Source organism: Caulobacter sp. GW821-FHT10F06, assembly GCF_058809215.1.
Genome location: NZ_JBXASK010000004.1, coordinates 21847 through 35473, shown reverse-complemented (window position 1 = coordinate 35473; position 13627 = coordinate 21847). Strand labels below are relative to the sequence as shown.

Sequence of the window (13627 nt, the reverse complement as noted above, 5' to 3'; positions counted from 1 at the left end):
GCTACTGTTCCTGGGATCTGGAGATCGCCGAAAGTCCGGCGAGAACGGCCGCGTCGCCATCGACGACGGACGCGCCGACGCCGATCTTGGCCAGGGCCTCGACATAGAGATCGCTGAGGGCCCCCGCGCCGATCACGGTGACGGCGTCCATCGGGCCGAACCAGTCGCGGGCCGAGGCGACGTCCGCGCCGATCAGCAGGCCCGACAGATAGCCCATGGCGTCGGCGGGGCTGAGGCCGTCGAGCAGCTGTCGCGACCGGGTCTCGAACATCAGGTGGGGCAGGCGCGCCGCGCCGTGCTCGGCGATGCGCGACAGGCCCGTCGCGAAGCCTTCCGGCGAGCCGTCGGCCTGAGCGCCGCCGCCCGCCGCGAGGGTGGAGTGCTGCTTGAGCAGGGCGAAGGTCTCGCCGACCGGCGCGGTGACGAAACCCATGATCCGGCCGTCCTCGACCACCGTCCACTTGTTGTGGGTGCCGGGCAGGACCAGCAGGTGGCGGCCGACGCGCAAGGTCCCGTCCAAGGCCAGGGCGCCGAAGATCTGGGTCTCCTCGCCGCGCATCACGTCCGGGCCGCCCAGCGGGTTCACGCAGGACAGGCCCGGGACCAGGGTCACCGGCAGGCCCACGGCGTCAAAGCGCAGGGCCTTGTCGGCCACGTCGGCGGGGCCGGCCGGACAGGCGGCGTAGGGCGCTTCGCGCCAGCCGATCCGCGAGCCGACCATGCCGCACAGCAGCGCGCCGGCCGGCTTGGCCTCGCGCCAGTCGCCGATCAGGTCCAGGAAGGTCTTCTCCGGCGTGTCGGCTAGGGCCGAGACTCCCGGGCCGTCGCGGCGATGGATGACGCTCTTGCCCTGGCGCAGCCACAGGCGCAGGCGCGAGGTGCCCCAGTCCCCGACGATGACGACGTCCTGGTCCATCAGTGGCTTTCGCGGGTGACGACCGAGCCGGACGACCCGACCAGGAAGTCCAGGTCCGCGCCCTTGTCGGCGCCCAGCACGTGATCGATGTAGAGCTTGGCATAGCCGCGCGTGGCCTTGGGCGCCGGCGGATCGGCGCGCCAGGCGGCCAGGCGGGTCTCCATCTCTTCGTCGGAGATGGCGAGGCTCAGGGAACGGGTCGGGCCGTCCAGCGTGATCAGGTCGCCGTTGCGCACGATGGCCAGCGGACCGCCAGCGTCAGACTCGGGCGAGACGTGCAGGATGACGGTGCCGAACGCCGTGCCGCTCATCCGCGCGTCGCTGATGCGGACCATGTCTTTCACGCCCTTCTCCAGGATCTTGCGGGGAAGCGGCATGTTGCCGACTTCGGGCATGCCCGGATAGCCCTTGGGACCGCAGCCCTTGAGGACCAGGATCGAGGTCTCGTCGACGTCGAGTTCGGGGTCGTCGATGCGGGCGCGGAAGTCCTCGATGGTCTCGAACACCACGGCCTTGCCGGTGTGCGAGCAGAGTTCGGGGCTGGCCGCGCTGGGCTTCATCACCGCGCCGCCGGGCGCGAGGTTGCCGCGCAGCACCCAGATGCCGCTGTCGGGCTTCACGGGGTTTTCCAGGGTGCGGATCACCTCGGCGTTCCAGACTTCCGCCTTGTCGTACTGTTCGCCGATCGGGACGCCGCTGACGGTCAGGGCCGAGGGGGTCAGGAAGGCTTCCATCGACTTCATCACCGCCGGCAGCCCGCCGGCATAGTGCAGGTCTTCCATCAGGAAGCGGCCCGAAGGCTGCAGGTCGACCAGCAGCGGGACGTCGCGCGACAGGTGGTCGAAATCTTCCAGGGACAGCTCGACGCCCAGGCGACCGGCCAGGGCCAGCAGGTGGACGACGGCGTTGGTCGACCCGCCGATGGCGGCGTGGACGCGCAGGGCGTTCTCGAAGGCGGCGCGGGTGGCGACCTTCGACATGACGAGGCCGTCGTGGACCATCTTGACGATCGTCCGGCCGGTCTGGTGGGCCATGGCCGCGCGGCGGGCGTCCACGGCGGGGATCGAGGCGTTGTAGGGCAGGCTCATGCCCATGGCTTCGACGATGGCGGCCATGGTCGAGGCGGTGCCCATGGTCATGCAGGTGCCGGGCGAACGGCTCATGCCGCTCTCGGCCGACATGAAGTCGGGCAGGCTCATCTCGCCGGCGCGGACGGCCTCGGAGAACTTCCACACGTCGGTGCCCGAGCCGATGTCCTTGCCCCGGAACTTGCCGTTCAGCATCGGACCCGACGAGACGACGATGGTGGGCAGGTCGACGCTGGCCGCGCCCATCATCTGGCCCGGCGTGGTCTTGTCGCAGCCGCCCAGCAGCACGACGCCGTCGATCGGATTGCCGCGAATGGACTCCTCGACGTCCATGGCCAGCAGGTTGCGGAACAGCATCGCCGTCGGCCGCATCTGGGTCTCGCCCAGCGAGATGGCCGGGAATTCCAGCGGCAGGCCGCCGGCTTCCCAGACGCCGCGCTTCACGTGCTCGGCGATGTCGCGCAGGCCGGCGTTGCAGGGGGTGATCTCGGACCAGGTGTTGCAGATGCCGATCACCGGGCGGCCGTCAAAGACGTCGTCGGGGAGGCCCTGGCTCTTCATCCAGCTGCGATGGATGAAGCCGTCACGATCCAGCTTGCCGTAGGTCCCGCCGCTGCGCAGGCGCTTGCCCGCGTTTCCGTCACTCATAACCATCCCTATCGCCGGCTGGATCCGGCCTTTGAACGCCTTGCCGGCCATTTATAATATTATTTGGATCAGCGCAAATCCGAGACAGGGCGGGGATTTGATCTCGGTCCGACCATGTGACCGGTCCCATTGGGTTTAGCGCCTGTGACATAGAAAGCTCGTTCACCCATGAAATGATAGCGCTATCAAGTTCCGCTTGAAGGCGCTAATTATACGATTATACACAACGACAGATCGTGCCTCCCCGAGCGGGAAGGGCACGTCACCGGCGCAATAGAAGGCCGGGGCGGATCGAGGAAACGGGGGAAGGAAACAGGCATGCAAAGCCACACTCAGTCGTATCGTAAGCTCATGCTGGCGGGCGCTTCGGCGCTGGTCGTCTGCGCGGCCGCGCCGTCGGCCTTCGCGCAAGAGGCGGTCAAGGACACCACCGTCGAGGAGGTGGTCGTCACGGGCCAGCGGGCCTCGATCCAGTCCTCGCAGAAGCTCAAGCAGAACGCCGAACAGCTGGTCGACTCGATCACCGCCACCGACATCGGCGCCCTGCCGGACCGGTCGGTGACGGAAGCCCTGCAGCGTGTCACCGGCGTGACCATCGGCCGGACCTCGGACGGCCGCGACGCCGACCGCCTGTCGGTCGAGGGCTCGGGCGTGCAGGTGCGCGGCTTGAGCTGGGTGCGCGGCGAACTGAACGGCCGCGACAACTTCTCGGCCAAGAGCGGTCGCTCGCTGTCCTTCGAAGACATCCCGCCCGAGCTGATGGCCGGCATCGACGTCTACAAGAACCCCTCGGCCGACATCGTCGAGGGCGGCCTGGGCGGCACGGTCAACCTGCGCACCCGCCTGCCGTTCGACAGCGCCAAGCGCATCCTGGCCTATTCGATCGACGGCTCGTACGGCGATCTCGCCAAGGAATGGAAGCCGAGCGGCTCGGTGCTCTACAGCGACCGCTGGGAGACCCCGATCGGCGAGCTGGGCTTCCTGGTCGACCTGTCGGACTCCAAGCTCAAGAGCCGCACCGACACCATCTCGGTCGATCCCTATTACGCCCGCACCGATCTCGTGCCCGGCAAGACGGTCTATGTCCCCGGCGGCTTCGGCTATCGCAGCCTGGACTTCGATCGCGAGCGCAAGGGCATCGCCGGCGCCGTGCAGTGGCGGGCCAATGACAAGCTGGAAGCCAGCTTGCAGTTCCTGCGCTCATCGGCCTCGCAGGCCTCGACCGAACACGCGGTGGGCTTCAATCCGGGCTCCAGTAACGGCCCGGCGGCGGGCACCACCTTCACCTATGACACCGGCGGCCACTTCCTGAAGGGCACGCTGGCGGGCTCGCCGGGCGGGACCAGCCTGGGCTCGTCGACGATCGACACCCGCTATGCCGAGCGCAGCTCGGTGACCTCGGACTACGCCTTCAATCTGAAGTACAATCCCAGCGACAAGTGGTCGTTCAGCGCCGACGTCCAGCACGTCTACGCCAAGACCAAGACCGTCGACTTCACCCTGTTCAACGCGCTGAGCGGCGACGCCTCGCCGGCCAGCCTGGACGTCACCGGCAGCACGCCGGTGATCACGATGAACAACGACAAGGCCTATACGTCCAACCCGGCCAGCTACTACCTGATCGCGGCCATGGACCACCACGACCGCAACGAGGCGCGCGAGTGGGCCGAGCGTCTGGACGGCGCCTACACCTTCGATGACGGAAGCTGGCTGAAGTCGTTCCGGTTCGGGGTGCGCAACACCTTCCGCGAGGCCACCACCCGCGAGACCAACTACAACTGGGCGGCCGTGGCCCCCAGCTGGTCGGCGCCGACGATCGACAAGCTGCCGGAATATTCAGGCCACTACGGCCTCTACACCTTCGACAATTTCTTCCGCGGCGACGTGCAGCTGCCGGCCACCTTCGTGATGCCGGGCGAGGAGCTGGTGCAGGACTACGGCAAGTGGGCCCCCACCATCGCCCAGATGGCCACGAAGTACGGCGGCTGGTGGGCGCAGTTCAACCAGAACTACGACGGCTTCACGGGCGGCGGCGGCAATGGCGGCATCAACCGCCAGAAGGAGAAGACCCAGGCGGTCTACGGTCTGCTGCGCTTCGGCCACGACGTGACGATCGGCGGCGAGGACCGCGAGCTGGACGGCAATATCGGCCTGCGCGTGGTCAAGACCAAGACCGAGGCCCGCGGCCTGCAGCTGTTCAACCCGGCGGGTTCGCCCAGCGTGCCGGCCGACGACCTGAAGTTCTCCAACGGCGCGCGCAGCGACTTCATCGGCGGGCGTGACTACACCAACGTCCTGCCCAGCCTGAACGTGCGCCTCAAGGTGACGCCGGATCTGTTCGTCCGCTTCGCGGCGGCCAAGTCGATCGTCCGTCCGGACCTGGTCCAGATGGAGCCGATCTTCGCCATCTCGCAGACGGTGGGTTATCAGACGAGCAGCACGGCGACCTGCGCCAACAGCGTGCCGACCGGCCTGCAGGCCAACTGCGTCTACAAGTACACGGCGACGTCCGGGAACCCGAACCTGAAGCCGGTGCGCTCGACCCAGTTCGACGCCTCGGTCGAGTGGTACTTCGCCCCGACCGGCAGCCTGACGGCGGCGGTGTTCCACAAGGACATCTACGACTTCGTCACCAACGGCACGCAGAACGTCCAGTTCACCAACAACGGCGTGACCCGCATGGTCGAGGTGACCCAGCCCTACAACGGCGGCCACGGCACGGTGAAGGGCTTCGAGGTCGGCTACAACCAGTACTACGACTTCCTGCCGGGCCTGTTCAAAGGCCTCGGGGCGCAAGCCAACTTCACCTATATCGACAGCAAGGGCGCGCGGAACGCGGCGGTCAATCCGTACGACACCACGCAACTGGCCAATGTCGCCACGGGGTCGCTGCCGCTCGAGGGCATGTCGAAGACCAGCTACAATGTCGCGGCGCTCTACGACCTGGGCAAGGTTTCGGCGCGCCTGGCCTACAACTGGCGTGAGCGCTACCTGCTGACCACCACGGCGGCCAATATCAACATCCCCGCCTGGTACGACGACTACGGCCAGCTGGACGCCTCGATCTTCTACAGCTTCTCCGAACAGCTGAAGGTGGGTCTGCAAGCGGTGAACCTGACCAACACCCGCACCAAGATCCTGGTCAGCTATCCCGGCAAGCCCGAGGAAGGCCTGACGGCCCACAACTGGGTCGACGCCGACCGGCGGTATTCGATCGTGCTGCGGGGGACGTTCTAAGCTGCGGGCGCGGACGCTCCCAACCTGTCATCCCGGCCGCAGCGAGGCGGAGAGCCGGGACCACGGCAAGCTCATGCGCTTCCGGCGGTCCCGGCTCGGCGCGCTGCGCGCTTGGCCGGGATGACAGGGATTTCTAAGGTTCGCTCTTGAACGACGAGACAGCCATGGCCGAGCAACCTCTCCGAAAATTCGTCGTGGTCGGCGGCGGCACGGCCGGCTGGATGGCGGCGGCGGTGCTGATCCAGGCGGTCAAGGGCAAGGTGGCCTCGGTCGAGCTGGTCGAGTCCGAGGCGATCGGCACGGTCGGGGTCGGCGAGGCCACGATCCCGCCGATCCAGTTCCTCAACAGCCTGCTGGGGATCGACGAGTTCGACTTCATCCGCAAGACCCAGGCGACCTTCAAGCTGGGCATCCAGTTCCGGGGCTGGACCCGCGAGGGCTCGGAATATCTCCACCCCTTCGGTCCGCACGGCACGTCGATCGACGGGGTGGCCTTCCACCACTACTGGATGCGGCTGCGCGAGCACGGGCAGGGCGGCCGGCTGGACGACTATTCGATGGCCGCCGTCGCCGCGCGCCTGGGCAAGTTCGCCGTGCCGCCCAAGGAGCTGCCGCCCGGTGTGCCAGGCCTGGGCTACGCCTACCACTTCGACGCCGCCCTCTACGCCCAGTACCTGCGGGCCTATTCCGAGGCGCGGGGCGTCACGCGCACCGAGGGCAAGATCGCCCAGGTCAGGCTGCGCGGCGAGGACGGCTTCGTCGAGGCGCTGGAGCTGGAGGACGGCCGGCGGATCGAGGGCGACGTCTTCATCGACTGCTCGGGCTTCCGGGGCCTGCTGATCGAGGGCGCGCTGAAGACCGGCTACGAGGACTGGTCACACTGGCTGCCGTGCGATCGCGCCCTGGCCGCGCCCTGCGACAGCGCCTCGCCCCTGACGCCCTTCACCCGCGCGACGGCCAGGGCGGCCGGCTGGCAGTGGCGCATCCCGCTGCAGCACCGCATCGGCAACGGCTATGTCTATTCCAGCGGCTTCATCGACGACGACGCGGCCGCCGAAACCCTGCTGGCCAATCTGGACGGCAAGCCCCAGGCCGATCCGCGCCCGCTGCGCTTCACCACCGGCCGCCGCAAGAAGGCCTGGAACAAGAACGTCATCGCCCTGGGCCTGGCCGGCGGCTTCATGGAGCCGCTGGAGAGCACCAGCATCCACATGGTCCAGACCGGCGCCTTCCGTCTGCTGTCGCTGCTGCCGCTGACCGACTGCGACCCGGCCTCGATCGACGAATACAACCGCCTGACCCACATCGAATACGAGCAGATCCGCGACTTCCTGGTGCTTCACTACCACGCCAACCAGCGCGACGAACCGCTGTGGGCCTACTGCCGCAACATGGCCATCCCTGACAGCCTGGCCCACAAGATCGAGCTCTTCCGCAGCCGCGCCAAGATCGCCCGCTTCGACGACCAGCTGTTCGCCGAGCCTAGCTGGCTGTCGGTGTTCCTGGGGCAGGGGATCGAGCCGCGCGACTACGACCACCTCGCCGACGTCGCGCCCCTGGCCGACGTCGCCGCCAAGGTGCGGGGCATCGGCGAGGTGATCCACCGTCTGGCCTCGCGTCTGCCGACCCACGAGGCCTTCATCGCGGCCACCTGCCAGGCCGCTCAGGATGCGGCCTGAGATGGTTTCGATAGCGCTGTCAATTTCGCTTGGCGGCTCCATTCATATGATTATAAATGGACAGGCCTCGGCGGCGTTCGCGCCGGTTTCAGGTTCGGCTCGCGTGGGCTCACTCTCCCCGAGAATACGCGATAGTCTCCCCGCGCATCGTCACCTGCGGCGATGCGCGGATTTTTTGAGCCACCGGACAAGGCCCCTTCGATCCGCGCCGTCGACCTGCGGCGAGCGATCGTTGAATCATCATACAAATAAAACTGGTAGCGATAACAATGGCGTGGCGTTCGACCGACCGTGTCGGGCGACCTCCAGGCCTTTAGGGACGAGACGATGACCCGGTTGATCTCCCTCGGCTGCGCGCTCGCGGCCGCCCTGCTGGTGGGCGGTGTGGCCCAGGCCGCCGAGCTTCCGAAGCTGGTCGAGAAGGACGGTCGCCACGCCCTGCTGGTCGACGGCGCGCCGTTCCTGATCCTGGGCGGCCAGGTCAACAATTCCAGCGCCTGGCCCTCGCAGATGGACAAGGTCTGGCCGGCCATCCAGCAGCTGGGCGCCAACACCGTGCAGGTCCCGATCGCCTGGGAGCAGATCGAGCCCACTGAGGGCAAGTTCGACTTTTCCTATCTCGACCTGCTGCTGAAGCAGGCCCGCGACAACAGGGTGCGGCTGGTGCTGCTGTGGTTCGGCACGTGGAAGAATTCGTCGCCGTCCTACGCGCCCGAATGGGTCAAGCTGGACGACAAGCGCTTCCCGCGCCTGTGGAAGAAGGACGGGACGCGCTCCTATTCGATGTCGCCGCTGGCGACCTCGACGCTGGAGGCCGACAAGAAGGCCTTCGTCGCCCTGATGACCCACCTGAGGTCGGCCGATCCCGACAACACCGTCATCATGATCCAGGTCGAGAACGAGACCGGCACCTACGGCTCGGTGCGCGACTACTCGCCCGCCGCCCAGAAGGTGTTCGACAGCCCCGCGCCCGCCACCCTGGTCAAGGCCGTGAAGGCCAGGCCCGGCACGTGGAGCCAGGCCTTCGGCAAGGACGCCGACGAGTACTTCCACGCCTGGTATATCTCGCGCTTCGTCGACCAGGTGACGGCGGCCGGCAAGGCGATCAAGCCCCTGCCGATGTACGTCAACGCCGCCCTGCGCGATCCGCTGAAGGACCAGGACCCGGTGACCTATTCGGCCGGTGGTCCCACCCACAATGTGCTCGACGTCTGGAAGGCCGGCGCGCCGTCGATCGACCTGATCGCGCCGGACATCTACATGCCGGAGTCGGTCAAGTACGACGCCGTGCTGGACCACTATCGCCGCCCCGACAACGCGCTGTTCGTGGCCGAGACCGGCAACGCCATCCCCTATGCCCGCTACCTGTTCTCGACCCTGGGCAAGGGCGGGATCGGCTTCTCGCCGTTCGGCATGGATTTCACCGGCTACGCCAACTACCCGCTGGGCGCGCTGAAGCTGGACCCGGCCACGGTCGAGGCCTTCGCCGCCAACTATCGGATCTTCGCGCCCATGGCTCGCGAGTGGGCCAGGATCGCCTTCGACAAGCCCGTCTGGGGCGGAGCCGAGCCGGACGATCGCGCGCCCCAGTCGACGACGATGGGCGCCTGGTCGGTCACCCTGCGCTACGGCAAGTGGCAGTTCGGCGGCTCGGACTGGACCTTCCTGAAAGACCGCCCGGTCGACCCCACGGGTCCCAGCGGCGGGGCGGTGGTGGCCCAGCTGTCGGCCGACGAGTTCCTGGTCACCGGCCACAACGCCCGCGTCGAGTTCGGCCGGGCCGCGCCCAATGGAAAGGGGGACGGCAGGCCGATGTTGCTGGCCCGGGTCGAGGAAGGCCATTTCGACGACGGCAAGTGGGTCTTCGAGCGCCTCTGGAACGGCGACCAGATCGACTACGGCCTGAACTTCGCCGGCGGCCCGCAGGTCCTGCGGGTCAAGCTGGCGACCTACTGAACACAACGACAAGAACACGGGAAACCCAGTGATGCGCGCATTCCGACTGACGACGGCCCTTGGGCTGGCGCTGGCCCTGACCGCCTCGACCTCGGCCCTGGCGCTGGAGACGGGGTTCGAGAAGACCGCCGACGGCGTCGTCGTCGCCCCCGCCTCGGGACCCGCCAAGAAGGTGCGGGTGCAGGTGATGAGCGACCGCGCCTTTCACGTCACCGCCACGCCCACCGACAGCCTCGACACGCCCGCCAGCCTGATGGTGGTGGCCCAGCCGCGCGCGGCCGGCTTCACGGTCGAGCAGGCCGGCGGCAAGGTGGTGCTGAAGGCCGGCAAGGCGAGCGCGGAAGTGGTGCTGGCCACCGGCGCGGTGTCGTTCAAGGATGCGGCGGGCAAGACCGTGCTGGCCGAACAGCCCCGCCAGGCCTTCAAGCCGCTGACCCTGGACGGCAAGGGCTTCTACGGGATCAGCCAGCGCTTCAATCCGAACACGGACGAGGCCTTCTACGGCCTGGGCCAACACCAGAACGGCCAGATGAACTACAATGGCCAGGACGTCGAGCTGGCGCAGTACAATCGCGACATCGCCATCCCCTTCCTGCTGTCCAGCCGCAACTACGGCGTCCTGTGGGACAACAACGGCATCACCCGCTTCGGCGACCCCACGCCCTATGACGTCGCCTCGCGCGACCTGAAGATCTTCGACGCTGCGGGCAAGCCCGGCGGCTTCACCGCCAGATACTACGTCAAGGGCGAGCTGAAGCTGACCCGCGTCGAGAAGGACATCGACTACCGCTACCTGAAGGACCTGGCCAACTGGCCGGCCGAGCTGACGGGACCGGACAAGAAGCCGCTGCGCGGCGCCACCGTGGTGTGGGAAGGCGCGGTCGAGCCGTCGGTCTCGGGCGTGCAGAAGTTCAAGCTCTACTCGTCCAGCTACGCCAAGCTCTCTGTCGACGGAAAGCTGAAGATCGACCGCTGGCGGCAGAACTGGAACCCGTGGTTCCACAACTTCACCGCCCCGATGACCGCCGGGACGCGCCACAAGATCCGCGTCGAGTGGGATCCCAACGACGGCTATATCGGCCTGCTGCACAACAACCCGCTGCCGGCCGCCCAGCAGAAGTCGCTGACCCTGACCTCCGAGGTCGCCCACGCGGTCGACTACTATTTCGTGGCCGGCGACAATCTGGACCAGGTGGTCGGCGGCTATCGCGAGCTGACCGGCAAGGCCCTGGCCATGCCCTCGTGGGTCTACGGCTTCTGGCAGTCGCGCCAGCGCTACGAGACCCAGGACCAGATCGTCGGGGTGCTCAAGGAGTACCGGGCTCGCAAGCTGCCGATCGACAACGTCGTGATGGACTGGCGCTACTGGAAGGACGACAGCTGGGGCAGCCACGTCTTCGACGACACCCGCTTCTCCGACCCCAAGAAGATGCTGGCCGACATCCATGCGATGGACGGCCACTTCATGATCTCGATCTGGCCCAAGTTCTATCCGACCACGGACAACTACAAGGAGCTCGACGCCAAGGGCTACATGTACAGGCGCAATGTCGAGCAGGGCGCGCTGGACTGGGTGGGTCCGGGCTATCTGAACTCGTTCTACGACCCCTATTCCAAGGGCGCGCGCGACATCTACTGGCGCCAGGTCAAGGACAAGCTGGGCGGCATCGGCGTCGACGCCTGGTGGATGGATAGCGACGAGCCGGACATGCACTCCAACCTCGACATCCCCGAGCGCACCCTGCGCATGGGGCCGACGGCGCAGGGACCGGGCGCGGCGTTCTTCAACTCATATCCGCTGCTGCACACTCAGAGCGTCTTCGACGGCGAGCGGGAGCAGCATCCGGACAAGCGCTCGTTCATCTTCTCGCGCTCGGCCTTCGGCGGCATCCAGCGCCAGGGCGTGGGCGTGTGGTCGGGCGACGTCGTGGCGCGCTGGGACGACTTCCGCGACCAGATCTCGGCCGGCGTGAACCTCTCCATGTCGGGCCTGCCCAACTGGACCACCGACATCGGCGGCTTCTCGGTCGAGGACCGCTACACCAACAAGGATCCCGCCCACTGGGCCGAGTGGCAGGAGCTGAACCTGCGCTGGTTCCAGTTCGGCGCCTTCAGCCCGGTGTTCCGCAGCCACGGCGAGTTCCCGTACCGCGAGATCTGGAACCTCGCCGACGAGGGGACCGAGGTCTACAAGGCCCTGGCCTGGTACGACGAGCTTCGCTACCGGCTGATGCCTTACACCCTGACCCTGGCCGGCGACGTCTATCACCGCGACGCCAGCATCATGCGCGGCCTGGTCATGGACTTTCCCGGCGACCTGAAGGCCCGCAACGTCGACGACGAGTATCTCTACGGCTCGGCCTTCCTCGTGGCCCCGGTCACCGAGTTCAAGGCGCGCTCGCGCTCGGTCTACCTGCCGGCCGGCGCCACTTGGTACGACTTCGAGACCGGCAAGGCCCACGCCGGCGGCCAGACGATCAAGGCCGAGGCTCCGCTGTCGCGCATGCCGCTCTATGTGAAGGCCGGCTCGATCGTGCCGACGACGGAGGTGCAGCAGCACATCGGCGAAAGGCCCGACGCGCCGATCACCCTGGTCATCTACACGGGCAAGGACGGCAAGTTCGAGCTCTATGAGGACGACGGCCTGACCTACGGCTACCAGCGCGGCGCCTACAGCCGCATCCCGATCGCCTATGACGACGCGACGGGCCGGGTGACGATCGGGGCGCGCTCGGGGTCGTTCAACGGCATGGTCGACAAGCGGGTGTTCAAGGTGCGGTTCATCGGCGGCGGCGCGAAGCCGGTCGACTTCGACGTCGCCGACGCCAGCGTGGAATACGCCGGCCAGCCGGTGGTGGTGCCGCGCAAGCGGTAGGGGCGGCGCGCACGGAACCCCTCTCTCATAGAGAGAGGGAGGGGCCCGCCGCGAAGCGGTGGGAGGGTGAGAGGTTTCACCTTTGGCCGTCGAGCCCCGGGTCTTGTCCGCTAAGGGTCTGCACGAACGAATTGACGACCACAGCGCCTTATTCTGAGAGCGTGTAACCTCTTACCCTCCCACACTTCGTGTGGGCCCCTCCCTCTCTCTATGAGAGAGGGAAACTAGACAGCCGCCTGCCCCCGAAACCGCTCGATCAAAAACGTCGTCGCCGGTCCCGGCGGGGTGTCCATCCGGTACACCGCCTGCATCGGATAGGTCGCGCCGACGAGGTCCGGCATGTCCAGTCGCACCAGCCGACCGGCGGCGAGGTCCTCGCGGACCATGGGCTCGGGCATGTTGCCCCAGCCGATGCCTTCCTTCAGCAGCATGTGCTTGGCGCCCAGGTCGGCCAGCCGCCAGGTGTGGGCGCTGAGCACCGCGAAGTCGTGGCCCTCGGTCAGGCGCGAGCGGTCGGTGAGCACCAGCTGGGTGTGGCCGCGGCCGGCGCCGGGCAGGTTGCGGCCGGCCAGGGCCAGGGGATGGCTGGCGGCGGCGACGGGGATCAGCTCGGTGGAGCCGATGGCGATCCGGTCCAGCGCGTCGCCGCCGCCCACCACGTCCAGCGGACCGCTGACCCCCAGGGTGGCGCTGCCGTCCAACACCATCTGGGTCACCGCCCCCAGCGCCTCGACGTTCAGCCGCAGGGTGACCGTGGGATAGGTCTCGCGGAAGGCCTTCAGGGCGTCGACCACCCGGGCGGCGGGCAGCATGACGTCCAGCACCAGGTTGACCTGCGCCTCCAGCCCCTGCAGCAGGCCCTTGACCTTGGCGCGCAGGGCCCCGACGCCGCCGGCGATGGTGCGAGCCTCGGCCAGCACCGTGCGGCCGGCCTCGGTCAGTCGCGGGGTCTTGCTGGTCTCGCGGTCGAACAGCGACACGCCCAGCTGGGCTTCCAGATTGGCGATCGTATAGCTGATCACCGACCCGGCCCGGCCCAGCCGTCGGGCGGCCGCCGCGAAGCTGCCGGCCTCGACGATGGTCACGAAGACATTCAGCTGATCCAGGGTGGGCGTGCCGGGCTCGGACATCGTGCTCTCGATCGTTCGAATTTATCGAACATAACGATACATTTTATTCGTCTATCTTGCGAGGTCGGTCGGTGAGAAAACCCGCGCCATCGAACGCG

6 protein-coding genes and 1 pseudogene are annotated in these 13627 nt (G+C 67.4%); 4 read left to right on the top strand and 3 right to left on the bottom strand.

Going from position 1 to position 13627, the window contains the following annotated elements; genetic code table 11:
- Position 1 precedes the first annotated feature (1 nt).
- Both AC1RUS_RS09510 and AC1RUS_RS09505 read right to left on the bottom strand, forming a co-directional pair.
- Entirely contained in the window at positions 2 to 916 is a 915-nt protein-coding gene (locus AC1RUS_RS09510; RefSeq protein ID WP_492915386.1) for a 2-dehydro-3-deoxygalactonokinase, read from the bottom strand.
- On the bottom strand, positions 916 to 2652 hold the full coding sequence (locus AC1RUS_RS09505; protein WP_492915384.1) for an IlvD/Edd family dehydratase: 1737 nt from the start codon (positions 2650 to 2652) through the stop codon (positions 916 to 918). The genes AC1RUS_RS09510 and AC1RUS_RS09505 overlap by 1 nt, the downstream gene beginning before the upstream one ends.
- A gap of 318 nt (positions 2653 to 2970) precedes the next feature.
- Here AC1RUS_RS09505 and AC1RUS_RS09500 point away from each other — a divergent pair, with 318 nt between their 5' ends.
- The 4 genes and pseudogenes from AC1RUS_RS09500 to AC1RUS_RS09485 all read left to right on the top strand — a co-directional run bounded on the left by AC1RUS_RS09500 (position 2971) and on the right by AC1RUS_RS09485 (position 12399).
- On the top strand, positions 2971 to 5889 hold the full coding sequence (locus tag AC1RUS_RS09500) for a TonB-dependent receptor (protein ID WP_492915382.1): 2919 nt from the start codon (positions 2971 to 2973) through the stop codon (positions 5887 to 5889).
- A 164-nt stretch (positions 5890 to 6053) separates the two neighbouring features.
- Positions 6054 to 7568, top strand: a complete 1515-nt coding sequence (locus AC1RUS_RS09495) for a tryptophan halogenase family protein (RefSeq protein WP_492915379.1) — start codon at positions 6054 to 6056, stop codon at positions 7566 to 7568.
- A 327-nt stretch (positions 7569 to 7895) separates the two neighbouring features.
- Positions 7896 to 9524, top strand: a complete 1629-nt coding sequence (locus AC1RUS_RS09490; RefSeq protein ID WP_492915377.1) for a DUF5597 domain-containing protein — start codon at positions 7896 to 7898, stop codon at positions 9522 to 9524.
- Positions 9425 to 12399, top strand: a pseudogene (locus AC1RUS_RS09485) (glycoside hydrolase family 31 protein). Before AC1RUS_RS09490 ends, AC1RUS_RS09485 begins: the two are co-directional and overlap by 100 nt.
- A gap of 224 nt (positions 12400 to 12623) precedes the next feature.
- Here the strand turns inward: AC1RUS_RS09485 and AC1RUS_RS09480 are convergent.
- Positions 12624 to 13529 (bottom strand): LysR family transcriptional regulator, encoded by a 906-nt coding sequence (locus AC1RUS_RS09480; RefSeq protein WP_492915375.1) that lies wholly within the window; start codon positions 13527 to 13529, stop codon positions 12624 to 12626.
- Positions 13530 to 13627 lie beyond the last annotated feature (98 nt).

Excerpts from the sequence above, each read along its gene's own strand:
- AC1RUS_RS09510 (WP_492915386.1), bottom strand. The coding sequence starts at position 916 with ATGGACCAGGACGTCGTCATCGTCGGGGACTGGGGCACCTCGCGCCTG.
- AC1RUS_RS09505 (WP_492915384.1), bottom strand. The coding sequence starts at position 2,652 with ATGAGTGACGGAAACGCGGGCAAGCGCCTGCGCAGCGGCGGGACCTAC.
- AC1RUS_RS09500 (WP_492915382.1), top strand. The coding sequence starts at position 2,971 with ATGCAAAGCCACACTCAGTCGTATCGTAAGCTCATGCTGGCGGGCGCT.
- AC1RUS_RS09495 (WP_492915379.1), top strand. The coding sequence starts at position 6,054 with ATGGCCGAGCAACCTCTCCGAAAATTCGTCGTGGTCGGCGGCGGCACG.
- AC1RUS_RS09490 (WP_492915377.1), top strand. The coding sequence starts at position 7,896 with ATGACCCGGTTGATCTCCCTCGGCTGCGCGCTCGCGGCCGCCCTGCTG.
- AC1RUS_RS09480 (WP_492915375.1), bottom strand. The coding sequence starts at position 13,529 with ATGTCCGAGCCCGGCACGCCCACCCTGGATCAGCTGAATGTCTTCGTG.